This is a genomic window from Thauera sp. AutoDN2, assembly GCF_051280715.1.
Lineage (GTDB): Bacteria > Pseudomonadota > Gammaproteobacteria > Burkholderiales > Rhodocyclaceae > Thauera.
In genome coordinates, this window is the sequence record NZ_JBNCAR010000036.1 from 1 (window position 1) to 26020 (window position 26020).

The 26020-nt window shown below is 62.7% G+C and carries 25 protein-coding genes, 1 tRNA gene and 2 pseudogenes; 15 read left to right on the top strand and 13 right to left on the bottom strand.

Translation table 11 applies throughout. The annotated features are described in order from the left end of the window. The 4 genes and pseudogenes from ACPT9U_RS15280 to ACPT9U_RS15295 all read left to right on the top strand — a co-directional run. Positions 1 to 395 (top strand): annotated as a pseudogene (locus ACPT9U_RS15280) (hypothetical protein); the annotation flags it as partial. Positions 396 to 400: 5 nt separating this feature from the next. Beyond that, the gene (locus tag ACPT9U_RS15285; RefSeq protein WP_435751539.1) at positions 401 to 1369 is read left to right on the top strand and encodes an ABC transporter substrate-binding protein; all 969 of its coding nucleotides are present in this window, start codon (positions 401 to 403) and stop codon (positions 1367 to 1369) included. After that, complete coding sequence (locus ACPT9U_RS15290) at positions 1366 to 2673, top strand: diguanylate cyclase (RefSeq protein ID WP_418364203.1); 1308 nt, start codon at positions 1366 to 1368, stop codon at positions 2671 to 2673. The genes ACPT9U_RS15285 and ACPT9U_RS15290 overlap by 4 nt, the downstream gene beginning before the upstream one ends. Positions 2674 to 2717: 44 nt before the next feature. After that, the gene (locus ACPT9U_RS15295; RefSeq protein ID WP_418364202.1) at positions 2718 to 4388 is read left to right on the top strand and encodes a TonB-dependent receptor plug domain-containing protein; all 1671 of its coding nucleotides are present in this window, start codon (positions 2718 to 2720) and stop codon (positions 4386 to 4388) included. Between the two features lie 19 nt (positions 4389 to 4407). Here the strand turns inward: ACPT9U_RS15295 and apaG are convergent, their stop codons facing one another. Then, positions 4408 to 4791 carry a Co2+/Mg2+ efflux protein ApaG gene (apaG, locus tag ACPT9U_RS15300; RefSeq protein ID WP_418364201.1) on the bottom strand — a complete coding sequence of 128 codons (384 nt, stop codon included), beginning with the start codon at positions 4789 to 4791 and terminating at the stop codon, positions 4408 to 4410. A gap of 68 nt (positions 4792 to 4859) precedes the next feature. Between apaG and purB the strand changes: the two genes are divergently transcribed. Continuing rightward, the gene (gene purB / locus ACPT9U_RS15305; RefSeq protein ID WP_418364200.1) at positions 4860 to 6236 is read left to right on the top strand and encodes an adenylosuccinate lyase; all 1377 of its coding nucleotides are present in this window, start codon (positions 4860 to 4862) and stop codon (positions 6234 to 6236) included. A gap of 110 nt (positions 6237 to 6346) precedes the next feature. Continuing rightward, positions 6347 to 6664: a DUF2322 family protein gene (locus ACPT9U_RS15310; RefSeq protein ID WP_418364199.1), complete on the top strand. Its 318-nt coding sequence runs from the start codon at positions 6347 to 6349 to the stop codon at positions 6662 to 6664. Positions 6665 to 6768: 104 nt separating this feature from the next. On the opposite strand, the gene secF is transcribed toward ACPT9U_RS15310, so the two are convergent. The 5 genes from secF to queA form a co-directional block, all read right to left on the bottom strand. Then, the gene (gene secF, locus ACPT9U_RS15315) at positions 6769 to 7701 is read right to left on the bottom strand and encodes a protein translocase subunit SecF (protein ID WP_435751540.1); all 933 of its coding nucleotides are present in this window, start codon (positions 7699 to 7701) and stop codon (positions 6769 to 6771) included. A gap of 20 nt (positions 7702 to 7721) precedes the next feature. Further along, a complete protein-coding gene (secD, locus tag ACPT9U_RS15320; protein ID WP_418364197.1) occupies positions 7722 to 9575 on the bottom strand; it encodes a protein translocase subunit SecD in 1854 nt (617 codons plus the stop codon). Between the two features lie 144 nt (positions 9576 to 9719). Continuing rightward, positions 9720 to 10046, bottom strand: coding sequence for a preprotein translocase subunit YajC (gene yajC / locus ACPT9U_RS15325; RefSeq protein ID WP_418364196.1), 327 nt, complete (start codon positions 10044 to 10046; stop codon positions 9720 to 9722). A gap of 92 nt (positions 10047 to 10138) precedes the next feature. Beyond that, positions 10139 to 11251, bottom strand: coding sequence for a tRNA guanosine(34) transglycosylase Tgt (gene tgt, locus ACPT9U_RS15330; protein ID WP_435751541.1), 1113 nt, complete (start codon positions 11249 to 11251; stop codon positions 10139 to 10141). After that, positions 11241 to 12305, bottom strand: a complete 1065-nt coding sequence (gene queA / locus ACPT9U_RS15335; RefSeq protein ID WP_435751542.1) for a tRNA preQ1(34) S-adenosylmethionine ribosyltransferase-isomerase QueA — start codon at positions 12303 to 12305, stop codon at positions 11241 to 11243. Before queA ends, tgt begins: the two co-directional genes overlap by 11 nt. Positions 12306 to 12385: 80 nt before the next feature. Here queA and ACPT9U_RS15340 point away from each other — a divergent pair. Then, positions 12386 to 12470: transfer RNA gene (locus tag ACPT9U_RS15340), tRNA-Leu, on the top strand. A gap of 145 nt (positions 12471 to 12615) precedes the next feature. After that, complete coding sequence (locus ACPT9U_RS15345; protein ID WP_002931456.1) at positions 12616 to 13626, top strand: tyrosine-type recombinase/integrase; 1011 nt, start codon at positions 12616 to 12618, stop codon at positions 13624 to 13626. A 179-nt stretch (positions 13627 to 13805) separates the two neighbouring features. Here ACPT9U_RS15345 and ACPT9U_RS15350 read toward each other — a convergent pair whose 3' ends face one another. The 4 genes and pseudogenes from ACPT9U_RS15350 to ACPT9U_RS15365 form a co-directional block, all read right to left on the bottom strand. After that, positions 13806 to 14615, bottom strand: a complete 810-nt coding sequence (locus ACPT9U_RS15350; protein WP_435751543.1) for a zinc-ribbon domain-containing protein — start codon at positions 14613 to 14615, stop codon at positions 13806 to 13808. 87 nt (positions 14616 to 14702) lie between these two features. Continuing rightward, entirely contained in the window at positions 14703 to 16703 is a 2001-nt protein-coding gene (locus tag ACPT9U_RS15355) for a hypothetical protein (RefSeq protein WP_002931454.1), read from the bottom strand. Between the two features lie 216 nt (positions 16704 to 16919). Further along, positions 16920 to 17186: pseudogene (locus ACPT9U_RS15360) on the bottom strand (transposase); the annotation flags it as partial. Between the two features lie 146 nt (positions 17187 to 17332). Beyond that, a protein-coding gene (locus ACPT9U_RS15365) for an IS3 family transposase (protein ID WP_341647327.1) occupies positions 17333 to 18495 on the bottom strand; the annotation gives its coding sequence in 2 pieces (ribosomal slippage) (positions 17333 to 18237 and positions 18237 to 18495; 1164 coding nt in all). A gap of 174 nt (positions 18496 to 18669) precedes the next feature. Here ACPT9U_RS15365 and ACPT9U_RS15370 point away from each other — a divergent pair. The 3 genes from ACPT9U_RS15370 (at position 18670) to ACPT9U_RS15380 (ending at position 20074) form a co-directional block, all read left to right on the top strand. After that, positions 18670 to 19212, top strand: a complete 543-nt coding sequence (locus ACPT9U_RS15370) for a hypothetical protein (RefSeq protein WP_037984865.1) — start codon at positions 18670 to 18672, stop codon at positions 19210 to 19212. 79 nt (positions 19213 to 19291) lie between these two features. Then, on the top strand, positions 19292 to 19606 hold the full coding sequence (locus tag ACPT9U_RS15375) for a hypothetical protein (RefSeq protein WP_002931425.1): 315 nt from the start codon (positions 19292 to 19294) through the stop codon (positions 19604 to 19606). Positions 19607 to 19717: 111 nt separating this feature from the next. Next, positions 19718 to 20074, top strand: a complete 357-nt coding sequence (locus tag ACPT9U_RS15380; protein ID WP_002931421.1) for an RtcB family protein — start codon at positions 19718 to 19720, stop codon at positions 20072 to 20074. Here the strand turns inward: ACPT9U_RS15380 and ACPT9U_RS15385 are convergent. Then, positions 20071 to 20454: a hypothetical protein gene (locus tag ACPT9U_RS15385; RefSeq protein ID WP_002931420.1), complete on the bottom strand. Its 384-nt coding sequence runs from the start codon at positions 20452 to 20454 to the stop codon at positions 20071 to 20073. The two genes, ACPT9U_RS15380 and ACPT9U_RS15385, sit on opposite strands and share 4 nt — an antisense overlap. A 79-nt stretch (positions 20455 to 20533) precedes the next feature. Continuing rightward, entirely contained in the window at positions 20534 to 21193 is a 660-nt protein-coding gene (locus tag ACPT9U_RS15390) for an exopolysaccharide biosynthesis protein (protein ID WP_435751545.1), read from the bottom strand. Positions 21194 to 21201: 8 nt separating this feature from the next. Between ACPT9U_RS15390 and ACPT9U_RS15395 the strand changes: the two genes are divergently transcribed. Next, positions 21202 to 22377 carry a diacylglycerol/lipid kinase family protein gene (locus ACPT9U_RS15395; RefSeq protein ID WP_435751546.1) on the top strand — a complete coding sequence of 392 codons (1176 nt, stop codon included), beginning with the start codon at positions 21202 to 21204 and terminating at the stop codon, positions 22375 to 22377. Continuing rightward, entirely contained in the window at positions 22374 to 23207 is an 834-nt protein-coding gene (locus tag ACPT9U_RS15400; protein WP_435751547.1) for a metallophosphoesterase family protein, read from the top strand. The genes ACPT9U_RS15395 and ACPT9U_RS15400 overlap by 4 nt, the downstream gene beginning before the upstream one ends. A 236-nt stretch (positions 23208 to 23443) precedes the next feature. Here ACPT9U_RS15400 and ACPT9U_RS15405 read toward each other — a convergent pair whose 3' ends face one another. Beyond that, positions 23444 to 24799, bottom strand: a complete 1356-nt coding sequence (locus ACPT9U_RS15405; RefSeq protein ID WP_435751548.1) for a DUF3987 domain-containing protein — start codon at positions 24797 to 24799, stop codon at positions 23444 to 23446. A gap of 225 nt (positions 24800 to 25024) precedes the next feature. On the opposite strand from ACPT9U_RS15405, the gene ACPT9U_RS15410 reads away from it, so the two are divergent. Both ACPT9U_RS15410 and ACPT9U_RS15415 read left to right on the top strand, forming a co-directional pair. After that, entirely contained in the window at positions 25025 to 25228 is a 204-nt protein-coding gene (locus tag ACPT9U_RS15410; RefSeq protein ID WP_002931410.1) for an IS4 family transposase, read from the top strand. A gap of 73 nt (positions 25229 to 25301) precedes the next feature. Then, complete coding sequence (locus tag ACPT9U_RS15415) at positions 25302 to 25757, top strand: hypothetical protein (protein ID WP_435751549.1); 456 nt, start codon at positions 25302 to 25304, stop codon at positions 25755 to 25757. The last annotated feature ends 263 nt before the right edge of the window (positions 25758 to 26020 follow it).

Below are 26020 nucleotides of genomic sequence, written 5' to 3' on the forward strand. Positions count from 1 at the left end.
CACCACAGCACTTTTGCGATCATGGCCTTCAAACCCGCGCCGGTGCTGAAGGCACTTTCCGAAAAGGGGCGAAAATCGGGGTTAAGTGTCGAACCCCGGCGAACAGCGCACCGCATGCGACCACATCGCTGCTGCTGATCAAGGAGTTGCCCGACCGCTGGCGGGCCAGCGCCGGCTATTACCACAACGGTGAGTATTACTGGATGAACGGTGGCGACTACATTCCGCGCACAGACCGCTTCGATCTAAAGCTCGCCAAGCGTTTCGGTCCGCCGGGCAGCGAAAACGAGTTCTCGATCACCGCGCTCAGCGTGAAGGGCTCGTATCCGGACTTCCATGGCGGGAAGTACCGCCACCAGCCCCGGCTGTTCGCCTCCCTGCAGATCGGATGGTGATGTCCATGCACGGAATGACCGGTGGCATGCGATGCTGGGCCCGGGCGCTGCGCCCGATGGCCTTCGTCGCTGCGCTGGTCGTGCTCGTGCTCGCAGCCCCTGTGGCGCGGGCGGTGGAGGTTGCGCTGCTGCTGTCCGAGAACAGTGGGCCCGAGCAGCAGTTCGCCGATGCCTTTCGTGCAGCCTTGAAGCCGGGCGCCCATCGTGTCGTTCATGCGGGCGCAGTGCGCGAGGGGATGAAGGTGGATGCGCTCTCGTCGGCCGGTCTGGTGCTGACCACCGGGGCGCTTGCGGCGGAGATTGCGCTGCGGGATACCGATCGACCGGTGCTGATGGTGCTGGTGGGCATCCGCGAGGTGCAGCGGCTACAGGCCGCCTACCCCGCGCGCAGCGTGGGTGCGGTCGTGCTGGACCAACCGCCCGAACGCCATATGCGCTTGATCCGCGCGATCCTGCCCGAGGAGGCAAGAATCGGTGTGCTGATGGGGCCCGAGAGCCGTTTTCAGGAGCAGGAGATCCTGCGTGCGGCCGAGGATACGGGCTTCGTGGTCGAGTTGGCCGATGTTGCGGATCCGAAGGAACTGGTGGGGGCGCTGCAGGCGGTGCTCGATAAGGCTGGGGCCCTGCTGCCACTCCCGGACGGGCTGGTGTCGAGTCCGGGCGCGGCCCGTACGATCCTGCTGACTAGCTACCGCTATCGGCGGCCGATCTTTGCCTTTTCGTCCGCCTATGTGAGCGCAGGCGCCCTGGCTGCGGTGTTCAGTTCTGCTGAGCACATCGCGAGCGACATCGCGGATCTGCTTGGGTCCGAGTCGGTGCGGGCGGGGGATGTCGCGCCCCTGTTGTCCGTGCTGCGCTTTCCCGAGCGCTTCGACGTGGCCGTGAATCGTACCGTAGCGCGTGCGCTCGGGATCGTCGTTCCGGAAGAGGACGTGCTGCGTGAACGCGTGGCGGGCGGGGAGGGCACGCGATGAACTGGCTGCGCAGCTTTTCACTCGGACGCAGGATGATTCTGGTGCTGCTCATGCCCAGCGTGCTGTTCGCGCTCGTGCTGGGTGGCTTGTTCCTCCACCAGAGCAGCCGCGATCTTGATGAGGCGACCCTGGCACGTGGGCGCGCGATCGTCAGCTTCCTTGGTCCTGCGGCGGAGTATGTGCTGGTCTCGGGCAATCCGATGGTGCTGGAGGGCTTGATGGCGCGGGCGCTGGAACAGCCCGATGTGTCGGCTGTCGCGTTCTATGACGCCGAGGGGGCCTTGCTCGGCGTTGCCGGTCGCGGGCTGGCAACATTGCCTGAAGCAGCTCGCGCGGCGAACGGCGACGAGGTCGTGGTCGAGGTGAACAAGGGGCATCTGAGCTTTGCCGCCGCAGTGCTGAGCCTTGCACCGGAGGTCGAGGATTACCCTGCGCCTGGCGGAGCCGCGCCCGCGGAGCGTCTCGGCTGGGTGCAGGTGGATCTGGATACCAGTGTCCGTGACGCCGCCAAGCGGCGGCTGTTCCTGGTCGTGGGCGCGGTGGCTGCGCTGGCGCTGCTCAGTGCGATGTTCATGGCGCTGCGCCTGGCGCGCTCGGTCGCCAACCCGGTGGAAGCCTTGGTGCGCGCGGTCCGCCGCATGGCCGCGGGCGATCTGAAAACGCGCGTTCCAGCACAGTCGGGGAGTGGAGAATTGCGTGCGCTCGAGTCCGGGTTCAACGCGATGGCGGAGTCGATCGCCGAGAGCCAGCGCACACTGCAGGCGCGTATCGATGAGGCGACCGCACTGCTGGCGCATCAGGCCCGCCACGACCCCTTGACTGGCTTGCCCAACCGGCGCGCGTTCGAGGAGTCGATCGAGCAGGCGGTGACCACGCACCGCCGCGCGGGTGATCAGGTGACCTTGCTGTACATCGACCTGGATCACTTCAAGCCGGTGAACGACACCTGCGGTCACGCCGCGGGCGACCGGCTGCTGTGTGAGCTGGCAGGACTGCTGCGCATGCGCCTGCGGGTCGGCGACCAGGTCTTCCGTATCGGCGGCGACGAGTTTGCGGTGATCCTGCGTGGCTGTGCGCGGGACGATGCCCTCGTGATCGCCACTTCACTGTGCGAGACCGTGGGTGGGCATGACTTCGTGTGCGATGACCAACACTTCATGGTTGGAGCGAGCGTGGGGCTTGCACGCATGGAGGAGGGGCTGGATGACGCATCGATGCTGATGCAGGCGGCCGACCACGCTTGTTATGCCGCGAAACACGCCGGTCGTGGGCGAGTCGTCGAGTATGGACAGCATCGGGTCTGAACCATCGGGGTGCCGGCGGGAGCTCGCCGCTCTTTCGCGGCGGCATGAACTGGGAGCTGGTGCCGGTTGCGCTCGATGACATCGAGCGCATCGAGGTGGTACGGGGCTCGAACACCACCTCGTACGGCACCAATGCCTTCCTCGGCGTGATCAATATCGTCACCGTGGCGCCCGCCTTTGTGCAGGGCTGGTCGGTGGCCACCCGCCAGGGGAGTGGTGGTGTGCGCGATTACAGTGTGCGCGGTGGCGGTGCCCTTGGAGAAAGCGGTCTTTTCCGGTTGAGCGTCGAGGAGCGCGCGGACGACGGCCTGGACTACCGGGCCGTTGCGCCGGCCGATCGCGACTGGCGTGATCAGAACCGCTCCCGCTTGTTCGATTTCAGGGCTGAGTTCCAGCTTGCTGCGCGCAGCTTGCTGGAGCTGCAGTTCGGCCGTGTCGAAGCACGCCACCTTGTTGGGCGGCTCGCGATCAACGACGACGGCACCGCCATCGGGCCCCGTGCGTCCGACCCGCTGCGGCCCTCGGATCAGGCATCGACCTGGGTGCAGGCACGCTGGTTGCAAACCTTGTCCGAGACTGCAGACCTTTCGCTGCGCTACACCCATCACGTGGATCGCCTCGATGCGGGTTTCGCGGTCGAGGGTCGGCCGGAGCTGGGGCGTCTAAACCCGAGCGGGGGGCGTGGCGTACGCCATGAACTGGAGGCGCTCCATACCTTTCTGCCCGCCGACTCGCTGCGCATGGTATGGGGCGGGGGCTGGCGGCATGATGCGCTCGAGTCGTCGACCATGCTCCATGGCATCGGCCGTGTCAGCCGTGATGTCGGCCGTCTGTTCGCCAACATGGAGTGGAAGCCGCGCGACTGGCTCACCGGCAACGTCGGCCTGTCCCATGAGTACGATTCGCTCGCGGGCGAACACCTCGCGCGGCGGGCCAGCGCGAGCTTCCACTTCGACGGGCAGAACACGGTCCGTCTGGGCTACGTGCGAGCCTGGCGCACGCCGGGCACGCTCGATTACACGGCCAACCAGATCGACCGACGCGGGCAGATCGAGTGGGCGGGCAACCCAGCGCTACCGGCCGAAGGGCTCGACAGCTGGGAGCTCGGCTACCTCGGAGACTGGTCCGCGGCGCGCATGAGCCTGGACGTGCGTGTCTTCCGGGAGCGCTTGAGCGACCGCCAGATCCACCGCATCAGGACGACTGCGACCGGCCCGGATACGGTGCAGGCTGTTCATGATCTGGAAATTCGTGGCCAGGAACTGCAATGGAAATGGCAGCCGGTCGACGCCACACGGATCGTGGTCGGGCATGCCCATGTCGACATCGACGCCGGGTTCAGCGCGGTCGGGCGTGCGCTCAACGCCACGACCGGAAGCAACTTCGCCGGTCCGGCGCGGGCCGCCCTCTATTTCGCCTTGTCCGAACAGTCTGCGCCGCGGCGGGCCACTTCGCTACTCTGGATGCAGCGTCTGCCGCTGGGGCTGGACCTTTCGGTGGCGCGGTACTGGGTGCACGACATCAAATGGACCCGTAACACCGAAACCGACAGCTACAACCGCACCGACCTGCGCCTCGCCTATCCGATCAAAGGAATTGCCAGCGGCGGCGAGATCGCCTACACGGTGCAGTCGCTCAACGGCGCACACGCCGAAGAGCGCATGGAGCGCATCGTCGGTCGCCAGCACTGGTTGTCCCTGCGGCTGGATTTCTGACGCACATCTCCCGGCGCGCTCAGTGCAGGGCGCGGGGCATCGCCAGTGTGAAAGGGGGAATTTCCGCTTCGAAACGGTCGGTGCCGTCCCCGAGCATGTGGTAGCGCCCCTGCATGGTGCCGACCGGGGTTTCGAGCACGCAACCGCTCGTGTAGCGGAAGCTCTGCCCTGGCGCGAGCGTGGGTTGCTCACCGATCACCCCTTGGCCGTGTACTTCCTGGACCTTGCCATTGCCGTCGGTGATCACCCAGTGACGGGCGATCAATTGGGCTGGGGCCGTGCCGGTGTTGCGGATCGTCACGTGATAGGCGAACACGTAATGGTTGTCCTCCGGGCGGGACTGTTCGGTGACGTATTCCGCGACGGCAGTGACTTCGATCCGGTAGTGCTCCTGGGTACTCATGGTTTTTTGTTCTCTGGTGCGGGGAGGGGAGGCGTTAAAATATCAGCTTTTTCCCGGAAGCCCACGCCATGTCCAATGCCGTTCCGTCCCCGCTGACCGCCCTGTCCCCGCTCGATGGCCGCTACCACGGCAAGGTCGCCGGCCTGCGCGACCATTTTTCCGAGCATGGCCTGATCCGCAATCGCGTCAAGGTCGAGGTCGAATGGCTGAAGGCGCTCGCGGCCGAGCCCGCGCTGGCGGAGATTGCGCCCTTTTCGGCGGCAACGGTGGCCGAGCTCGACGCTGTGGTGGCGAGCTTCTCGACCGAAGACGGCGAGGCGGTGAAGGCCATCGAGGCCACCACCAACCACGACGTCAAGGCCATGGAATACTGGCTCAAGAAGCGCCTCGGCCACAACGCCGAGGTGATGAAGGTGTCCGAGTTCATCCACTTCGCTTGCACCTCGGAGGACATCAACAACACGTCGCACGCGCTGATGCTGGCCGAAGGCCGCGACCGCGTGCTGCTGCCGGCCCTCGATGCGGTGATTGCGCGCTTCCGCGAACTGGCGCACGCGCTCGCCGACCTGCCGATGCTGTCGCGCACCCACGGCCAGCCCGCCAGCCCGACCACGCTCGGCAAGGAGATGGCCAACATCGCCGCGCGCCTGATGCGCGCCCGCGCCGCCATTGCTGGCGTCGCGATGTGCGCCAAGTTCAACGGCGCGGTGGGCAACTACAACGCCCACCTGTCGGCCTGGCCGGAATTCGACTGGGAGGGCTTCAACCGTCGCTTCATCGAGTCGCTCGGGCTCACCTTCAACGAGTACACCATCCAGATCGAGCCGCACGATGCCATGGCCGAGTTGTTCGACGCGGTCGCGCGCGGCAACACCATGCTGATCGACGCCTGCCGCGACATCTGGATGTACATCTCGCTCGGCTACTTCAAGCAGAAGCTCAAGGAAGGCGAGGTCGGCTCCTCGACCATGCCACACAAGGTCAACCCGATCGATTTCGAGAACGCCGAGGGCAATTTCGGCCTCGCCAACGCAGTGCTCAAGCACTTCTCCGAGAAGCTGCCGATCTCGCGCATGCAGCGTGACCTCACCGACTCGACCGTGCTGCGCAACATGGGCGTGGGCTTCGGCCACACCGTGCTCGCGCTCGACAGCTGCCTGCGCGGCCTGGGCAAGCTCGAGGCCGAGCCCGCTCGCCTGGCGGCCGACCTGGACGAGTGCTGGGAGGTGCTCGCCGAACCGGTGCAGACCGTGATGCGCCGCTACGGCATCGAGAATCCCTACGAGCAGCTGAAGGCCATGACGCGCGGCAAGGGCATCACGCGCGAGGCACTGCACGACTTCATCCGCACGCTCGCCATCCCCGCCGAGGCCCGTGACCACTTGCTGGCGATGACGCCGGCGAGCTATGTCGGCAAGGCGGCCGAGTTGGCGCGGCGCATCTGATCCCTGTTTGACCGGGCCGACCCTTCAAACCGGCCCTTGCTGTGCAATCCGCGTTACAAACCATCCCGGCGCCACCCTCGAGGTGGCGCCGTCACGACAAGGAGCCCGCAATGGCCTTCGCCGACAACCTCAAGACCCTGCCCGGCATCTCCCACCTCGCTGCACTGAACCTGATCGATGCCGCCGACGCGGTAGTCGCCACCATCGAAAACAAGCCCGGCCAGGCCGGTTCGCTGGCGGTCTACAATCACCTTGCCCAGCTCTACGGTGCCATCAGTCCGGAAGCGGCCAGGAAGGGCCTGGAGCTCTACGCCGAGCACAGCGAGGACGCTCGCAGCAACCCCGGAAAGCATCCCAACATCGACCGTTTGATCGGCCTGATTGAGCGAGGAGAGACGCTCAGGGTGAAGCAGGTTTTTGCGATGTGAGATCTTGCGCGGCGCATGAGTGCTCAAGATTTCAGCGTGGATCGCTCCGCCCGGAAAGACAAAGGCGCCCGCAGGGCGCCTTTGTCTTTCCGAAGAGGGCGGCCTCAGACCACCGCCTCTTCCTTCTCCTTCTTCGGCTTGATGAACTGTTCGCGCGAAACGCCCAGCCACATCACCAGCGGGCTGGCGACGAAGATCGAAGAGTAGATGCCGAAGCAGATGCCGATGGTCAGGGCGAGCGCGAAGTAATACAGCGTTTCACCACCGAAGATCAGCATCGAAACCACCATCATCAGGGTGCTGCCGTGGGTGATCACGGTGCGCGAGATCATTGCCGTGATCGCGTGGTCGAGCACGGCCGGCGTGTCCATGTTGCGCTTCTTCTTGAAGGTTTCGCGTACGCGGTCGAACACCACCACCGACTCGTTCACCGAATAGCCCAGCACCGCCAGCACCGCCGCCAGCACTGGCAGCGAGAACTCCCACTGGAATGCGGCGAAGAAGCCGATGATGATGATCACGTCGTGCAGGTTGGCGATGATCGCCGACGCAGCGAAGCGCCACTCGAAGCGTGCGGCAAGATAGACCATGATGCCGATGATCACCAGCAACAGCGCCATTGCGCCGTCGGTTGCGAGTTCCTTGCCCACCTGCGGGCCCACGAACTCCACGCGGCGCAGCTGCGCTTCGGGGCCGTCGACGGACTGCAGGGTGGCCATCACGCGCTCGGAGATGCGGCTGGTGTCCAGGTCCTCGCGGTTGGGCATGCGGATCAGGATCTCGCGCGCACTGCCGAAGTTCTGCACTTGCGCGTCGGGGTAGCCGTCGCGCGCGAGCGCCTGGCGGATGTCCTCGATGCGCGGCGGTTCGGCGTAGCCGATCTCGATCAGCGTGCCGCCGGTGAACTCGACCGAGAGGTTGAGGCCGCGCAGCACGATGAAGAACACCGCGAGCACGAAGGCGAGGGTGGAGACGATGTTGAACTTCAGCGCATGGCGCATGAAGGGGATGTCGGATCGCTGACGGAAAAATTCCATGATCTTTTCTTCCTTGCCCCTTAGTTGGCCGACTGGCCCAGGTGCAGCTTGGTTACCTTGCGCTGGCGGCCGTAGATGAAGTTGATCGCCATGCGCGACACCATGATGGCGCTGAACATCGAGGTCAGGATGCCGAGGCAGTGCACCACGGCGAAGCCGCGCACCGGGCCCGAGCCGAACACCAGCAGTGCCACGCCTGCGATCAGGGTGGTGATGTTGGCATCGAGAATGGTGTCGAAGGCGCGGTCGTAGCCCGCTGCGATGGCCGCCTGCGGGCTGGCGCCGTTGCGAAGCTCCTCTCGGATACGCTCGTTGATCAGCACGTTGGCGTCGATCGCCATGCCGAGCGTGAGCGCCATGGCCGCGATGCCCGGCAGCGTCAGCGTGGCCTGCAGCAGCGACAGCAGCGCCACCAGCAGCACCAGGTTGAAGGTGAGCGCAACCACCGAAACCAAACCGAACAGGGTGTAGTACACGATCATGAACACCGCGATTGCGAGGAAGCCCCAGATCACCGAGTTGGCGCCCTTGGTGATGTTCTCGGCGCCCAGGCTGGGACCGACGGTGCGTTCCTCGATGATCTCCATCGGTGCGGCCAGCGAACCGGCGCGCAGCAGCAGGGCGACGTCGTTGGCCTCCACGGTGGTCATGCGGCCGGAGATCTGCACGCGGCCGCCGCCGATTTCGCTGCGGATCACCGGTGCGGTTACGACCTCGCCCTTGCCCTTCTCGAACAGCAGGATGGCCATGCGCTTGCCGACGCTCTCGCGCGTGACGTCGCGGAAGATGCGCGCGCCGGCGGCGTCGAGGGTGAGGTGCACCGCGGGTTCGTTCGTCTGGCCGTCAAAACCGGGTTGCGCATCGGTAAGACGGTCACCAGTGAGCACGACCTGCTTCTGCACCAGCAGTGGCGAACCGCCGCGCTCGTTGTAGAGCTCGGTGCCGAAGGGCACGCTGCCAGCGAGCGCCTGCTCGATCGCGCCGGGGGTGTCATCCACCATGCGCACTTCCAGGGTTGCGGTGCGGCCCAGGATGTCCTTGGCCTTGGCGACGTCCTGCACCCCGGGGAGCTGCACCACGATGCGCTCGGCCCCCTGCTGCTGAATCACCGGCTCGGCGACGCCGAGTTCGTTGATGCGGTTGTGCAGGGTGGTGATGTTCTGCTTGATCGCGAACTCGCGCATGGTCTGCTGCGCCTGTGCGGTGAGCGTTGCGACGAGCTTGAAGTCGTCTGCGGCGTCGTCGCGGTCGGCGAGCTGCAGGTCGTTGGTCGAGTCCAGGATGGCGCGCCGGCCAGCTTCGCGCTGCGCAACATCGCGGAAACGGATCACGACCGTGTTGCCCTCGCGGGTGATGCCCGCGTGGCGCACGCTCTTGTCGCGCATCAAGGTGCGCAGGTCGCCCGTGGTGGAGTCCAGACGCTTGGTAAGCGCGCCGGGCATGTCGACCTCGAGCAGGAAGTGCACCCCGCCGCGCAGATCGAGGCCGAGATACATCGGCAGGGCCTGGATCGAGGTGAGCCAGGTCGGTGAGGCCGACAACAGGTTCAGCGCGACGACGTAGGATGGGTCGGCAGGGTCGGGGTTGAAGGCCTGCTCGATGACGTCCTTTGCGCGGAGCTGCGTTTCGGTGTCGCGGAAGCGGGCACGCACGCTATTTGCGTCGGAGAAGATGCCGGTGTGCTCGATGCCCGCTGATTTCAGTGCATTGCCGACACGGTCGGTGGTGGTTGCGGGGTCGAGCCTGAGTGTGGCCTTGGCGCTGGACACCTGCACCGCCGGCACCTCGCCGTAGAAGTTGGGCAGGGTATAGAGCAGGCCCCAGATCAGCACGAGGCCGATCAGGATGTTCTTCCAGAGAGGGTAGCGATTCATCGTCGGCGGGAGAGTGGGTGGAGCGAGGCCCGGGGCGCTGCTGCGGCCTGTCTGGCCTGCTGTGTGCAGGCGGTGAAGGCGGCGGGCAGCTGCGGCGGACTGGCGACGTGCCGACGGCGGGACCGTCGGCTGTCGCCGCGGAGATTACAGCGCCTTCAGCGAGCCTTTGGGCAGCACGGTGGCGACGGCCTGTTTCTGCACGGCCACCACGGTGTTGGGGGCGACTTCGACCTGCACGAAACTGTCGCCTACCTCGACGATACGGCCAGCGATACCGCCGCCGGTCACGACCTCATCACCCTTGGAGAGCGCCTCGACCATGGCCTTGTGCTCTTTTGCGCGCTTCATCTGCGGGCGGATCATCAGGAACCACAGCACCACGAACATCAGGATCAGGGGCAGCAGGCCCATCAGGCCACCCGTAGGGTCGGCAGCGCCAGCGGCTTGGGCGTAGGCATTTGAAATCAGCACGTTGAAACTCCGGTTAGGCAGAAAAGCGTTGAAGTATAGCAGTAGCCGGGACGGTGCCCGGAATGGGTGAGACGGTGCAGGCGCGCAGGGGTTCAGGCGGTTCCGGTCGCTCGCTCGCTGCGGAAGCGCTGCACACAGGCTGCGAAGGTGCCGGCGGCGATGGCCTCGCGCAGCTCCGACGTCAGCGTCTGGTAGTAGCGCAGGTTGTGCACCGTGTTGAGCATGCTGCCGAGGATCTCGCCGGTGCGGTGGAGGTGGTGCAGGTAGGCGCGGCTGAAGTTTCGGCAGGTATAGCAGTCGCAGGAGGGATCCAGCGGCCGCGTGTCGGCCTTGTGCACCGCGTTCTTGATCTTGATGTCGCCGTAGCGGGTGAACAACCATCCGTTGCGCGCATTGCGGGTCGGCATCACGCAGTCGAACATGTCGATGCCGGCGGCGACGCCGTCAACGATATCCTCGGGCGTGCCCACGCCCATCAGGTAGCGCGGCTTGCCTTGCGGCAGGCGCGGCGCGGTGTGGGCGAGGATGCGCGCCATGTCTTCCTTGGGTTCGCCCACCGACAGGCCGCCGATGGCGAAGCCGTGGAAGCCGATCTCCTCGAGCACGCCCTGCGATTCGTCACGCAGGTCCTCGTACATGCCGCCCTGGACGATGCCGAACAGCGCGTTCCTGTTTTCCAGGCGATCGAGCTCGTCGCGCGAGCGCTTGGCCCAGCGCTGTGACAGGCGCATAGACTTGGCGGCCTCGTCGCGGGTGGCGGGGTAGGGCGTGCATTCGTCGAAGATCATCACGATGTCTGAGTTCAGCACCGTCTGGATCTGCATCGAGATCTCGGGCGTCAGGAACAGCTTCGCGCCGTCGATCGGGCTGGCGAACTTCACGCCTTCTTCGGTGATCTTGCGCAGCGCGCCGAGGCTGAAGACCTGGAAGCCGCCGGAGTCGGTGAGGATGGGCTTGTCCCAGGCCATGAAGCGGTGCAGGCCCTGGTGCTCAGCGATGATGTCCAGCCCCGGGCGCAGCCACAGGTGGAAGGTATTGCCCAGGCAGATTTGCGCGCCGATGTCGGCGAGCATGGCCGGCGTCATCGCCTTGACCGTGCCGTAGGTGCCGACCGGCATGAAGACCGGGGTTTCGACCAGGCCGTGGGCAAGTGTCAGGCGGCCGCGGCGGGCGCCGCCGTCGGTGGTCAGGAGTTCAAATTGCATCGTTTTCGGATTCGTTGCGGCGGGTGATGAACATGGCGTCCCCGTAGCTGAAGAAGCGGTAGCGCTGCTCGACCGCGTGCGCGTAGGCGCGGCGCATGCTGTCGAGGCCAGCGAAGGCCGCGACGAGCATCAGCAGCGTGGACTTGGGCAGGTGGAAATTGGTCACGAGCGCATCGACCACCTGGAAGCGGAACCCGGGGAGGATGAAGATCTCCGTCTCCCCGCTGCCGGCTTCGATCGGGCCGTCCTGCGCCGCGGCTTCGAGCGCGCGCATGCTGGTGGTGCCGACTGCGATCACACGTCCGCCCGCTGCACGGGTGGTGGTGATAGCGTCAACGGTTTCCTGCGGAATCACGTAGCGCTCGCGGTGCATGCGGTGCTCGCCGAGGTCGTCCACGCGCACCGGCTGGAAGGTGCCGGCGCCCACGTGCAGGGTGAGCCAGGCGCACTTTGCACCACGTGCGGCGATACGTTCGAGCAATGCCTCGTCGAAATGCAGGCCGGCGGTGGGCGCGGCGACCGAACCCGGTTCGCGTGCATACACGGTCTGATAGCGGTTCTCGTCGGCTTCACCGGCGGCGCGCTGGATGTACGGCGGCAGCGGGAGCTTGCCGTGGCGCTCGAGCAGGTCGAAGAGGTTTTCCCCGCGCGGGAAACTCAGGTGGAAGAACTCGCCCACACGGCCCAGCACCTCGACCTCGAAGGCGTCTGCCAGACGCAGTCGGCTGCCAGTCTTGGGTGACTTGCTCGCGCGCACCTGGGCGAGCGCCTCGTGCGGGCCGATCGCGCGCTCGATCAGCACCTCTATCTGGCCGCCGCTGTCCTTGACGCCGTGCAGACGGGCATGGATCACGCGGGTGTCGTTGAAGACCAGCAGGTCGCCGGGATGGATCAGGTCGGCCAGTTCGCCGAAGTTTGCGTCGGAGAGCGCGGGTGCAGCGCCGGTGTGGGGGTTCACCACCAGCAGCCGGCTCGCGCTGCGCTCGGGCAGCGGTTCCTGCGCGATCAGTTCGGTCGGCAGCGCATAGTCGAAATCGTTGAGCGTCAGGGGCATGATGTGGGAGGTCTGGCGTCTGGTTGGCGTACGGCCTGCTTGCCGCGCCGAGGATTGTTCGGAGATAATGCGCGACCCGTGCCGGGATGGCGGAATCGGTAGACGCAGCGGATTCAAAATCCGCCGCCGCAAGGTGTGGGGGTTCGAGTCCCCCTCCCGGCACCATCAATAAAATCAAAAGCTTAGAAAGTTGCCCCCCTTGCTGGGAGCGCGCATTCTAGGGTTTTTGCAGCACTTTTGCAGCACTCGCGCAGTAATTGCCGATGTGATGCCTATACCTCGCCTCATTCATTCTGATGGAGCAAGGTTTATGGCCAGTATCGTGAAGCGCGGTGACTATCAGTACCAGGTCACTATCCGCCGCAAAGGTTTCCCAAAACAGTGCAAAACCTTCGAGTCCGAGCGCGAAGCGAAAGACTGGGCGAAGGTCGTTGAATCCGAGATGATTCGCGGCGTGTTCACCGATCGAAGCGAGCTTGAGCGAACGACGCTCGCCGAGTTGCTCGAGCGCTACGGAGAGGAAGTTACCGTAGAAAAGCTCGGGGCAAGACAAGAGAAGGGGCGTATTCGTCACTGGATGTCCCACCCGCTGGCCAAGAGGAGCCTGGCCAGTCTGCGGTCGAAGGATTTTGCCGACTACCGCAACGCGCGTCTGAAAGTGGTCAGTGCGCACACAGTTCGGCTCGAACTCGCCTTGATCAGTGCAGTCTTCAATCACGCCTCCAAAGACTGGTCGATGCCGCTGCCCAACCTGATCAAGGGTATTCGCCCTCCCAAAACGCCTTCCGGTCGTGACCGCCGCTTGATGGGTGACGAGGAAGATCGTCTCCTGGCTGCAGCCGGGGAAGCGCGCGCCTATCCGCACATGCTGGTCGCCGCCATCGAGTTGGCCGTTGAGACCGGTATTCGCGAAGACCGCCTGGCAACCATGCGGTGGAATCAGGTCAACTTGCAAAAAGGCGTCGTCAAGGTCATGACGAAAGAAGAACTGCATGAGCAGGAGTTGGTCTCTGTTCCGCTCTCGATGCGCGCGCTGCAGATTCTGGAGTCGTTGCCGAGGGATATTTCGGGCAAAGTGTTCGGCTGCGCCTTCCCGACCGGCAACGTTCTTGGCAAGGCCTTTGAGCGTGCCTGCAAGCGAGCCAAGATCGAAGATCTGCGATTTCACGATTTGAGACATGAAGCGGCGAGCCGACTTGCCCCCCATATGCCCATGGTGACTCTGGCGAAGATCATGGGCTGGAAAACCGTTCAGATGGCCATGCGCTACTACAACCCGACTGATGAGGAACTCGTCAAGGCCAGACGGGCTGCGGCCTAGAAAATGGTGGAGCGGAGCTATGCGGATCCACCAGCAGATTCTCGAAAAATTGACGCGCCAAGGCGCTCTGGCGCTCATGCGTCATCGATTCATCGGCTTCGAGCGGCAAGGTCGGACCGAGGAGGCAACGCTCTGTTCGCGACAACCACCCAGGGCTGTAACGAAACCTCGGAGCGAGGCTATAAGAAGTTGTGGCCTGTCGCCGACTTCAAAGTGTGGTCTTTGGGTCGGGTCACGAGCGCCGCCCAGTAATCATGTAGCCAGTGACTTTCGTCAGCGAGTTGCTTCTGCTCAATCAGCAGCTGCGCGACAAGCTCACTTTCGACATAACCTTGCAGCGTGTCTTTGCGATAACAATCGCTGGGGTGAAAGCGAATGGGGTGGAGGAAAACAAAGTTCTCCTGGCACAGGGTCGCTTTTCGCGCATCACGCGCCTGCATTTCCGCCAGCCGCTGCTCATCGACGCGCATGTGCGGCATCGGTTGGTAGTGCTGTCGCCCTTGATACTCAAAAGCGCGGCCACACGCTGCAGAGTAGCCATCTAGCTCGAGTCCATGGAGCCATTTGGGGCGGCATTTGGGAAATGGCGCGTCGAAAAAGTCCTCGAAAACTTCGCGGGTCCACGCTTCGGCTTTGTTCAAGCAGTATGGGCAGCCGCTTTCACGGTAGATGACATTGACAAGCGCGGTCGTCCAGGTGTGGCCGTAATCGCACTGCCACAGCAGTGGCACTTTATTATTTCGCAGCTCGGTCTCCTGCGACAGGCACCGAATCCCCGTACCGACCAATGCGTCGCGCAGGAGCTCGATGGTCCATGGCCGGCGGCGTGAGCATACAGGGCACCATCCGCCGGCTTGTACGTTATCGACGCGCATCGAAAAATCGTGTCCCCTGGCGCATCGCCAGCACACTTTTTCCTGGCGTTTTGGCAATGCGGGGTGGATGCACTGACCATGCCGCTCTTCGGCAATTCGCTGATAGTCGCTCATCTGTAGTCTCTTACCCATAGTCGCCTCCCTGTCGTGTGTCCCGTTGTTGGGTCGCCACGCACCACTTTCCGTGGCACGTTGCGACCTTTACTTCGCCGTACCCTTGTTCCGCAGTGTCTCGAGATGCTGGTGATGCGCGACAAATGAATCGTCGCGTTGCAAATGTGCATAGCTACGCATCACTGTTTCGAGGCTGTCGTTGAGCAGCGTCGCCGCCGTGATGACTGCGTTCGGATTGCGCTTGAGAAGATCGGTCGCGACGAGGTGCCGGAATGCATGCAAGCTGAAACCATGCGTCCCGCGCACGTGGCGTCGGGTCAGGCCGTGAGCATGAACGCTCATTTGCGCCCAGGGTTTTCCTTCCCGGTTGTTCACGAAGAAATACGTGCTCTCGGAGTCACCAAGCAGGGTTCCCCGATGCTCTTCTACGTATTCGTCGATCATGTCGCCGACCCATGCCGCGATCGCGACGTCGTATCGTGTGCCTGCCTTGCTCGCGCCATTTTTCAGCATCGATCTGCTCAGCCGTACTCTCCAGCCCCCGGGCGTGCGATAGACCGAGCCGCTGTTGTCCGCTGACCATGTCAGAGACTGAAGTGTCCGCAGGCGCAAGGGATTGGAGATGACAAAAGCAAGCAGCAGCGCATCGCGCTTGTGCCTCGCCTGAGAAAGGCTGCCGGGGCGGGCATGTGCGGCGAGTTGCTCGATGCTCCCGACGGCAGCCATGACCGGCTGCAATGGGCTTTCTTGTGCGAGCAGTGATGCGATGGGCGCGTCCGGACGGCGACTCAGGTCCTTCGCATGCTGGATCCATAGCCGCGCCGCTTTATAGGCATCATCGCACAAGCGCTCCCAGCCCTCCGGAGTCTCTGGTCGGACATTTTCCGGAAGGCGGTATCGCATCTCTGGCCGCTGCCTCAAGTAGCCCGTTTTCGGGCGCACAAGAGACGAGACAAAGCCCGCAAAATACTGCTGCCCGCCGTGAACCAGTCCATCTGAGCGCTGCGTCAAAAAATCCATGTACCCGTTTGTCGCCCAGGGCACCGCGAGCCATGCGAGCGTCTGAGCGGACTCAAGGGGAATGCCCTGCCCACCCATTTCGAGCGGCCGTGCCAGGTAGCCGAGCAATCCTCGAATCCGCTCGAGTGCGAGTGCTGCGGAAGGGCAGACGGTGTTTCCGACCTTCGCGAGTGGAGAGTCGATCGGCGTCGTATTCGCGGGGATGCACCGCCACACGCCCTTCGCGGTGCGCTCCAAGCCGGGAGTGACTGTGGTCTTGTACGTCAGAAACTGGCGCCACTCGCGCTCGAAAATCTCGCTTATCGCAGCTACTGGCAGAAAGTACGGATCTGCGCTCCGGAGCGCTTGCTGAGACCGAAACGCCTGGTTCTCAGGCGCGTCTGCAATCGCAGGCTCATCCGAGTCTTTCACGAGCGAAGTGAGGCTATCGCGGTCGAGTCCCAGGGCGTTTTCAAGGCGATGCAGGCCAGGGATGCCGCGTCGGTTGGGCACTGCGCCGGCCAGATAGCGCTGTATTGCCGAGGTGCTTACACCGACGGCCTTGGCGAGGGTTTTGGGTGCCACGCCCTTTTTGGCAATCGCTTCTCTGAGCGCTTCGCTCAAGGTCGTGGTTTTTCGCCGGGGCTTCAGCGCCTCGTTGCGATGCGCGGCGAAGAGGTCACGGTACCGATGTAGGTACGATCGCCGGTCCCGTTTCGTACAATCAGCGACGTCGAGCAAGTCAAGATAGGTTTGTAGCGACTCGTCGAAGCGCGTCGTCATCTCGATGCCGACGCGGGCGTCAGTCGTTTTGCCCACGGAAGCCAGGAAGCCGGTGAGCGCCGACTTGTGATTACGCAACTGTTGAGTTGCGCTCGGAGCGGGCTCTGCATTGTCTCCCGCAAGTCCGAGATGGGTTTGTAGAAGTTGATTCAAATCGTCATAAGTCAAGTTCACTTCAGTGGTCTCCAGGTTGGAGCCCGCGACTACGTAAGAAGTGGTGACCTGAAAAATGACGTCGTTACACAAGGTCGTTATCGAATAACGAGGGTTTTGTAACTCATTGATATATAGTGATTGTCCTTGCATTTTCAAATCCTCACGGTGAAAGAGTGAGGACTTGGTTGTCGTTACGCCGCGTGCTCATTGCATTACGTATAGCGACTGAGCTATGGCCAAATTGTCGATTGCGACAAAATTTCGGTAACGACTGCACTCCCGCCAAGGATCGAGTCCCGGGGGGTGTAAGAAGCGTCAGCAGAAGCGGTCGGCGGGTCATCGTCTCCGGTTGGGCAGGAGCACGTGTCAGGCTTCGACCGCAGGCAGGCTGAAGCTGGAGTTGTCACCAACTTCGGCGAGCGTTTCCAGCGTCATGTAACGGCGCTGAAGTGTCCATTCGTCGTTCTGCTGGAGCAGCAAGGCCCCTACTAGACGGTAGATCGAGGACTCGTTCGGAAAGATTCCTACGACGTCGGTGCGGCGCTTGATCTCCCCGTTGGGTCGCTCGAGCGGGTTGGTGCTGTGGATCTTGGTGCTGTGTTCCTTCGGGAAGCTCATGTGCGCGAGCACGTCGTCCGTAAGCGTCCGACGATCGACGTCTTGCAAGTGATTCAGCGGTTTGGGTTGATCTCATCGGTGAACTCGCCCTCATCCCATGCACGGGCGATGGCGGCATCGAGGCGAGTCAGCAGCTGGTAGAGTGAATCGCCCCGGGTTTCCTAGACGGTCCCGTTCTTCAAAAAATACTGCCGCTCGAACTCTACCGGCGAGAGCTGGTTGGTGAAACCGTGGCGTCGCCGTGGGTTGTAGAAGAGCTCGATGTAATCGAAAACATCGGAGCGAGCCTGCGCCCGATCCGTGTAGATCTTTCGCTTGATCCGCTCGCGCTTGAGCAGCTGGAAGAAGCTTTCCGCTACCGCGTTATCGTGGCAGTTGCCACGCCGGCTCATGCTCGGCACCAGTCGGTGCGACTTCAGGAAGTCTTGCCAGTCGTGGCTGCTGAACTGGCTACCCTGATCTGAATGCACCAGCACCTGCTCAGTCGGTTTGCGCCGCCACACCGCCATCAGCAAGGCGTTCAACGCCAGTTCCTTGGTCATCCGTTCGCCCATCGACCAACCGACGACCTGACGGGAGAACAGATCGAGCACCGCGCACAGGTACAGCCACCCCTCGTGGGTTCGGATGTAAGTGATATCGGTCACCCAGCTCTTGTTCGGCGCTGTCGGGGCAAACTGGCGCTCGAGCAGATTCGGCGCAACCACCGCCGGCCGCCCACCGTAGCGACCGGGGCGGCGTCCATAGCCGGTGTGCGAGCGCAGGCCCGCCAAGCGCATCAGCCGCGCCACGCGATGCTTGCCACACGCTTCGCCCATGTCGTGCAGATCGTTACGGATCTTGCGATAGCCATAGATACGCCCGCTGGCCTCCCAGCATTGCGTAATCAGCGCTCCGATGCGCTGGTCATTAGCCGAGCGCTCGGAAACGGGTTGCTGCTTCCACGCGTAATAACCGCTCGGATGGACCGCCAGCGTCGAACACAGGCGACGCACCGGATACTGCACCACGTGGGCGTCGATGAAGGCGTACCTCACCCGGACTGCTTGGCAAAGTACGCGGCGGCCTTTTTTAGGATGTCGCGCTCCTCGGTCACGCGCCGCAACTCCGCCTTCAGGCGCCGAATCTCGTCCGCCTGGCTGTCGCGCTCGGCACGCTGCTCCGCCGGAACGCCGTAACGCTTGATCCAGGTGTAGAGACTGTGGGCGCTGACGCCAAGCCGCACGGCCACCTCAGCGACCGGATGTCCCCGGTCGGTCACCTGCTTGACCGCTTCGATCTTGAACTCTTCGGTGAAGCGCTGCTGCGCCTTCTTCGTTTCCATCGACACCTCCGTAACGCCTCATTGTGAGGCAAAAGGGTGTCTAGGAAACCCGGGGCGATTCAAGGTGGGTTCGCCGGGTGCTTACGTCTCGGCCTGTGGTGAGCCCGACGTCTCGGTGTCAGGATTTTTTTCTACGGTCGGCAGGAAATCGCGAGGCGGTGGCTATACGAGTGTATGAGTGACCTCGAACGCACGCTTGGAAGCGCCAAGGAGCGCGGCTCGAGGGGCTCTATTTCACTACACTACGGAGAGCAAGACATGCAAGATGTGAAACCGATGCCTTGGATTACCCGCGAGATGCGCAGCAGGGCAGAGTCGCTCGATCAAGAATACGAGCAAGAACAGATAGCTTTGAGCAGGGCGCAGAAGGCGTACGCGGCGCTTGGGGAGTCGGTGCGGCAAGGGGACGACGAGAAGGTGCGCGCTTTGGCATTCTGCAATTTGATGCGCGGGTACGCGCAAGCGTCGATCGCGCTTAAGCTGCGCCAGGCATTTAACCGCGTGCTGATTGAAAAGTTTGAGGCGATGTCTGGTGAGGGTCAGCGCGTGCCCTGGCTGGACGAGGCACTCCGGAATCATGACAGGCTGTCACCTCAGCTCATCATCTGGCTGCTGGCTACAAAGCACGATCTTGTCTTCAACCTGTCGGAGGGTGAGTGGCATCCGCGTGGGGTTGTGGTGCCGACAGTTATGTTCGACGATGATATCCCTTACTAGCGTGCTGCGCCGCTTGGCCGACGAAACACTTGGCCGACGAAACGTGCGGTGCGTGTGATTTCGCCGCACCGGGGAGGCCGTGGAACCGGCCGTCCTGCGCATGTTTGCACGCCTGCGCTCGCAGCGCATGGCGTCCCTGGCGCTGGCGTGGCCAGTAGGCGCAACGCTTTTGTGGATGAGCGCGCTCCCAGGTTCGGTGTTCGACGGGGATGCAGTGACGGTGTGGGCGCGCTTCGCGCAGATGCGAGACGGTGTGGTCGGTCTGTTCGGTAGCACGGCGCAGGCCCGGACGCTCGAGCTTCTCGGCAAAGCCGATCTGAAGCTGACCCGGCATGACGCCACGCTCCCCCGGATGGCGGTGGCGGCGCAGATCGAAGACCTCCTCAAGCGGTAGGGGCCGTACTCGCCTCAGGCGCTCGAACTAGCGGTTGCCTATCAGCTGATCAGTCCGCTGACGCATTTCCTGCTCGTCGAGGCGCGGGCCGCAGCCGACAAGCCGGCGGCGTTGGGTGTCGACATCGGCTGCGGCATGGTCGCCGCGCGGCTGTCGCTCACCGCGAACGACATCGACGAGAAGCGGCTGAAGAAGGTCTTCGATCAGATCAGCCGCGACGTGCCGGTCGGCCGCGACCAGCATGCGGACGATCGCGTCTTGGCTGCAGCGGTACGTCCGTTCGAGTCCGGCCTCAAGGCCCTGACCGAGCGCCACCCGCAACTGCTCAAGGCCTTCGGCAAGTTCTCAAAATGGGCGAACCAGATGGGCACGCTCGGGGGCGGCAACCACTTCATCGAGAACTGTGGTGAAGGCTCGCATAGGTCGGCTCATCCGGCGAGACGCGCTGCGCGAAGTGATATCTGCTAAGTGCGATTTGCCGTGGCAAACGAACCAAGTAGCCGGTGTCCGACAACCGTAATAATCAGCAAGATCAGCGCGCCTAAAGCCCAGAGAGTCCAGAGTAGAGGGCTGAGCCAGTCCATGGCTGAAGCAACCCAAGGCATGATCTGATGGGCCCCTTCGATGGTAGCGACAAGGCCACCTTGGATCGATTCGAGCCAGGCTGGGTCAACCCACAACGCTAACCAGGACGGTAACGCTGTTGCATTGAGAGCTGCCACGGGATCATTCTGAAACGCGTTGCCCGCGTTTTGCACAACCCAGTCGACGATATGGACAGAGAGTGCCGTGATCCCCGTCCACGCGGCAAGGGTTAAGAAAAATAGGCCCCAGACGATCGTTCTCATGTTGGCTCAATTCATCCAATTGACGTAGGTCGGTGAGTATTCGAAGCGCGTTGTTCAACCGTAGCTGACCCAATGGAGCTTACTGACCAAAACTCAGGCCCGTCAGCGACAGCAATTCGGTGGCGGCGACGGTGCCTCCCCACCACAGCAGCACGACCGATGCGACCGCGGCCAGTGTCACAAGGTAACCGCCCAGCAGCATCAGGCCGTCACGCAGACGTAGCCCCCAGGACATCAGGATGATGGCGAGTGCAGGCAGCACGTTGTCAAAGCTGATGATGGGGACGGGAACCATCATCGACAACCCCGCGGCACAGAGCATCAAGCCATTCACAATGCGCGCCGGCTTGTCGGTCAGGAGCAGCATACGCGGTCGTCCCCACCGTGCGATGACGTGGATGACTCTGCTGATCACGCGCTCAAGCAGCATCCTGGCACGATCGTTCATCTCTCGTCGGGCAAGCCAGTCGGGTAAGGGCACCGGCCTACCGCTAAACAGTCCGAATGCGATCAGAATGCAGAAAGCCCCCACTACCGAAGCCATCCCCGGTAGCGCGACCGGAATGAGAAGTGGCATGGCCAGCAGACTCAACCAGACCATGCGTTGCCGGTTGCTTTGACCCACGGCGTCGGCCATCGTACCGTTCATCGAGGCCAGTCGCGCCTCGGCAATCCGTTCCACGGTGGCCCGTCGCTTGTCCTTCATGACCGATAGACCCTGCTTGAATGAGTTGTTCATTCAGACTGTTGATCGGCTTCGACGGTTCCCGCGAGGTTTCGGACTCGCTGCGCACCGCGGCGCTCCGCATTCCCACCGCAGTATCTTCCGGAGAACATGTCCCATGCCCGAGACCCGAAATATCACCGCCGTTCGGCTTTGGCATGGATGAGAATGTCCAGCCCCAGTCGATCGGGGCCGACAGTGCGCACCGCGCTGAGATGTCGGCTCCGCGGCTCGACCCTGCGGCGCCCCTGTTGTTCGTGATCAATGCCGGAGCGGGCGCGCTCGACCTTGAGGCCAAGCGTGCCGTGATCCGGAGGACGCTCGCCGAGCATGGGCGAAAGGGTGAATTGCTGACGTGCGCCCCTGCTGATCTGGCACGGGTAGCCACCGAGGCCACCGCCGAGGCGGCGGCGTGCGGTACGGCTGTAGTGGCCGTCGGTGGCGATGGAAGCCTCAGCACGGTGGCGCAGGCTGCGCACGCAGCCGGTTGCCCAATGGGCGTCATCCCCTACGGCACCTTCAACTACTTTGCCAGGACGCATGGGATCGCCACCGAGCCCGACACTGCGGCACGCCAGTTGATGGCGGCGAGCCCGATGCCGGTTCAGGTGGGGGCTATCAACGGCCGGGTGTTCCTGGTCAACGCCAGCCTGGGCGTTTACCCCGAACTGCTGCAGGACCGCGAGGCCTGGAAAGCGCGGTTTGGCCGCAGCCGCTGGGTGGCGTTCGTGGCGGCTTGTGCGACCTTGCTGCGTGCGCAACGCCGATTGCGACTGCACATCGAAACGGCGACCTCGGTTCGTGATGTTCAGACTCTGACGCTCTTCGTCGGCAACAACCGGCTGCAGTTGCAGCAGGTCGGAGTGGATCCCGAAGACACCCTGGACGGCACGCCCGGCGACGGCAGTATGGCCGCGTTGATGCTGCGGCCCATCGGCACGCTGTCGATGCTTGGACTGATGTTGCACGGCGCAATGGGCAGGCTGGGTGAGGCCGCTGGCGTGGAAACTTTCGAGTTCAGGCATATGGTCGTGAAGCCCAGGTTGGCGCCAAGGCGCAAGAAGTTCGTCGTCGCGTTTGACGGTGAAGTGACACGCATGCGGGCGCCGATCGATATTCGTGTGCTGGACAAACCCTTGTACCTGCTCCAGGCGCTTGGTACAGAGGGCAAAACACGTCTGCCCGAGGCTGCGGAATGAGTGTCCTGCTACACATTTCCGACACCCATTTCGGTACCGAGGAGCCGCGGGTGGTCGAGGCCTTGGTCGCATTGGCCGCCCAGCAGCGACCGGATGTGGTTGTGCTGTCGGGTGACATCACGCAGCGTGCGCAGCCCGTCCAGTTTCGCGCGGCGAAGGCCTTCGTCGATCGGCTGGGGGGCGTGGTTCTGGCCGTACCGGGCAACCACGATATTGCACTGTTCGACCTATGGGCTCGCTTCACTCGCCCCTACGCGCGCTACGTCAAGGTGCTCGGACCTGACCTCGAGCCCGTGTACGCTTCGCATGATTTCCTCGTCATTGGTGTCAACACGACGCGTGCATTGAGGTTCAAGAACGGCGAAGTGTCCGCGGAGCAGATCGATCGGGTGGCAACCTGGCTGGCTGGCGCCCGCGCGCAGCAGTTGCGCGTGGTGGTGGTCCACCAGCCTGCGGCCGTCATCAAGGCCGAGGACCGCGCCGACCTGTTCCGTGGCCACCATGCGGCCTTGCAGACGTGGTCGGCTGCCGGGGCAGATCTGGTACTCGGTGGGCACATTCATCTGCCCTACACCTTGGCACAGCACGGTTTGGCGCGGCGACTCTGGGTGGTGCAGGCGGGAACCGCGGTCTCATCACGTCTACGCCTCAACGTGCCCAATTCGGTCAACATCTTGCGCTGGGGAGAGTCGTCCTGTACGCGTGGTGAGCGGGCAATGCGCAGCTTCGATCAGGGTAAGGACTGCCTTATCGAGCAGTGGGACTATGCGCGCAGTGAAGATACTTTCGTCCGCACGGTGGTTACGTCGGTCGAGCCTGAGCGCGCTTAATTGACAGGCGGTGTAGGCGACATGGAGTCGCCTGTGCGGCCGCTGAGGAGCCTGCGTTCTAGAGGTCGATCGAAGGTTTCTCTGCGCTGTGCCGGACAGGCCGCTGAGCCCGGCCAGTGTGAGGTGTTCATCGAGGCGTGGTCTCGCACCCTGGCGGCGATGGCGCGCGTGGAGGTGACCCTGGCGCGGCAGCCAAGACGAATCCTGGCCAGGGTGCGGTTTCGCGGTTTCGCGGTTCAGTGTGCAAGGCTGTAGTAAATCGTCGGGCGACCACCTGCAGGGCCTGAATGTGAGTTCTCCCGTTTAAGTGTTCCGTTTTGAACAAACCGATCGAGGACGTGCTCGACCGTTTGCCGATCAGTCAGTCGAGACCAGCTGGCGCGCAGGATGTCACGTACGCTGAACGTGCCTTGCAACTGCCCTGATGAGAGTCGCTGGATGAGTGCTAATCCCGCTTCTTCGATGCGGGAGTCGCCAAGATAAGTCATTGACCGTGTCACCTGTCGCTTGAAGAACGCAGCCTGTCGGATGGCGCGAGCTAATGATTGGTGGCTTACGGGGGAGAGTACGGTCGGGACTCCTGGGGAGAACACCGAGATGAGGTGGTCAACCAGAGCAAGCGCTGGGACTAGGCGCTCGTATTTGGTTAGGAAAGACGCCAGCACCTGATCAGTAGCCGCTGATTCGGCGTTTTCGATCCACCATGTTTTGTAGAGCTGGTATGCATCGTCTGCGAACGTAATTGACGGGATAGCGGTGCCATCACTTTTGCATAACTGGCGGTAGTCAGCTGTTGCGAGTCGGTAAAGCAGGCCTTCGACGAATGCCTTTGCATCCGTATCTTCCCGCTTATCGGAAAACTCCCGCTTCCTTGGCAAGGGAAAAACGAGCAGCTGGAAACGCTGTGCCAGTCCGTCCTCAAGAGCCGTCATGCCCAGCTGTCTGGCGAGTTGGGCGGGCTGAATGGTGCCCATCACAGCGAGGCTAAGGTTTTGGATCGCGGTAGTACCTCGCATGATACGGTCGGACGTATAAGGCGAAGTCCCGTTCCACGCTTCCAGGAAAAATTGACGTTCCGACCTGCGGCTGGGGTTCTGCCAGGTCTCAAAAACTGCAGCGAGCTCGTCTCTCACATAGAGAAGACCGCCCGGATTGTCACGCAAGATCTCGCCCAGTTTCTCGGCGGTCGCGTCATTAGCTATCAGACGAGGAGGAGGCGTGACCGACGAGGCTTTCTGAATTCGGGCCTCGACTCGTCGCAACAAATTCAGTGGCTGCGACATCGCCGGCGATTTCATGCTGCTCGGCTCGCCGACGAGCAGCGCCCAGAGGTTCGGCGTCACTAGCCACGAGTCGAATAGTTTCGGACGAATGCCACATCGGCTGCAGATCGCAGCGCCGACTACGCAGAGGGTGCTAGCGATGAGAAATTCAGGCGGTGCGGACAAGCGCTCCGAGACGTCGGCACAGTATCCCTTCAAATGGTCATGGAGAATGTCCAGCACGTTGGTGTCGTCCGGGTCCAGCGTCTGGGATGCCCTGGCCAAGTGGATAGGTTGATCGGTTGAGGCTTCAACAAGAGGGTGTTGCATGGTAGTGCTCCATAGGTGATGAGGCTCTGTATAGGCACCGTTTGAGCACTAACAAAAAATATTTTCGAACCTGAGGCCTTGCGTGCGCACGAAACCGCGAAACCGCGAAACCCCTTTTCAGGGCGGGGAGCCCTGAAATTTCGCTTGGAGAGAGCAGGGGAGGATGTCCGGAAGGAGAGCAAAGAGGTTGGCAGATTGTGCCGAGAGCTTGCTCATGCGCGAGGAATGGCAGGCAGCGTGGATGTGGCGCGCCAGAAGATGCCGGACAAGACGCCGCCGCTGCGCCAGGCGCTGCACTTGATTGCCAGGCTTGGCGGCTTCATAGGGCGAAAGGGCGATGGCGAACCTGAGGTGAAGTCACTGTGGATAAGGCTTCAGCGCGTGGCGGCCTGCGTGCAGGGCATGCGCTTCCAGCAAAAATGTGGGTAATGGAACGCAGTAAACGTGAGGTGGTTGCTATACGAGATGTACCCGATTGGGGTATTTCGAATAGGACAAATATATGTACGACACTCTCACTTTTCCGACTGTTGCGAGCGATGTTTTCCAGTGCGACTCGTTACGTGTAAGCGTTGATGCGACTTTTGCTTGCGTCGTCGTTGAGCATTCTGCTGGGCGTGACGTCTTTCGATTTGATGAGCCGACGCGCAGCTTCGTTTTCGTGTGTGCATCCATTGCTGATGATGCCCTGCAGGATGATTGGCCGGCGATGTGTGACGTAAGCGGAGTGCTCTGTGACCTCGCGCCCTGGCTCATCGATGAAATCGCGGCTGTAAAGAAGGCCTGGACGGAGTTTTTTGACGGCGGCCGTGAATTACCCGTCCTGACTCGATCGGAGAGGCAATCATTACGAAGAGGGCGTTTGCGTCTTGTCGCCGGCATAGACCCGTTAATCGGTATGTCAGGGTTCCCGGTGGTGCAGGAGCGTCCGATTAGAAGTGAGCTTCAGGCCATTTGATTAGGATTTTTGCCGACCGCCTTGCAGCGGTCGGCGTTTTTTCGAAAGTTTCACCCGATTGCAAGACATGTAGGCTCGGTCAACTTCATTGACCGTGAACTGTCAGATCTTGCACGGAGCAGGAGACGCTTCGTAGGGGTAGATCAAGCAGCCGTGTCACCAGCCTGTTGGCGCCGGCCGAAAACTGACCATCTAACGGGGTGAATTCCGGTTGAAGACTGACCAGGGTGTTTAACCTCTCTGCCTCATTTTGAGGCAGAGGA

Coding starts and splice junctions, on each gene's coding strand:
- ACPT9U_RS15285 (WP_435751539.1), top strand. CDS start 401: ATGCACGGAATGACCGGTGGCATGCGATGCTGGGCCCGGGCGCTGCGC.
- ACPT9U_RS15290 (WP_418364203.1), top strand. CDS start 1,366: ATGAACTGGCTGCGCAGCTTTTCACTCGGACGCAGGATGATTCTGGTG.
- ACPT9U_RS15295 (WP_418364202.1), top strand. CDS start 2,718: ATGAACTGGGAGCTGGTGCCGGTTGCGCTCGATGACATCGAGCGCATC.
- apaG (WP_418364201.1), bottom strand. CDS start 4,791: ATGAGTACCCAGGAGCACTACCGGATCGAAGTCACTGCCGTCGCGGAA.
- purB (WP_418364200.1), top strand. CDS start 4,860: ATGTCCAATGCCGTTCCGTCCCCGCTGACCGCCCTGTCCCCGCTCGAT.
- ACPT9U_RS15310 (WP_418364199.1), top strand. CDS start 6,347: ATGGCCTTCGCCGACAACCTCAAGACCCTGCCCGGCATCTCCCACCTC.
- secF (WP_435751540.1), bottom strand. CDS start 7,701: ATGGAATTTTTCCGTCAGCGATCCGACATCCCCTTCATGCGCCATGCG.
- secD (WP_418364197.1), bottom strand. CDS start 9,575: ATGAATCGCTACCCTCTCTGGAAGAACATCCTGATCGGCCTCGTGCTG.
- tgt (WP_435751541.1), bottom strand. CDS start 11,251: ATGCAATTTGAACTCCTGACCACCGACGGCGGCGCCCGCCGCGGCCGC.
- queA (WP_435751542.1), bottom strand. CDS start 12,305: ATGCCCCTGACGCTCAACGATTTCGACTATGCGCTGCCGACCGAACTG.
- ACPT9U_RS15345 (WP_002931456.1), top strand. CDS start 12,616: ATGGCCAGTATCGTGAAGCGCGGTGACTATCAGTACCAGGTCACTATC.
- ACPT9U_RS15350 (WP_435751543.1), bottom strand. CDS start 14,615: ATGAGCGACTATCAGCGAATTGCCGAAGAGCGGCATGGTCAGTGCATC.
- ACPT9U_RS15355 (WP_002931454.1), bottom strand. CDS start 16,703: ATGCAAGGACAATCACTATATATCAATGAGTTACAAAACCCTCGTTAT.
- ACPT9U_RS15370 (WP_037984865.1), top strand. CDS start 18,670: ATGAGTGACCTCGAACGCACGCTTGGAAGCGCCAAGGAGCGCGGCTCG.
- ACPT9U_RS15385 (WP_002931420.1), bottom strand. CDS start 20,454: ATGAGAACGATCGTCTGGGGCCTATTTTTCTTAACCCTTGCCGCGTGG.
- ACPT9U_RS15390 (WP_435751545.1), bottom strand. CDS start 21,193: ATGAACAACTCATTCAAGCAGGGTCTATCGGTCATGAAGGACAAGCGA.
- ACPT9U_RS15400 (WP_435751547.1), top strand. CDS start 22,374: ATGAGTGTCCTGCTACACATTTCCGACACCCATTTCGGTACCGAGGAG.
- ACPT9U_RS15405 (WP_435751548.1), bottom strand. CDS start 24,799: ATGCAACACCCTCTTGTTGAAGCCTCAACCGATCAACCTATCCACTTG.
- ACPT9U_RS15410 (WP_002931410.1), top strand. CDS start 25,025: ATGGCAGGCAGCGTGGATGTGGCGCGCCAGAAGATGCCGGACAAGACG.
- ACPT9U_RS15415 (WP_435751549.1), top strand. CDS start 25,302: ATGTACGACACTCTCACTTTTCCGACTGTTGCGAGCGATGTTTTCCAG.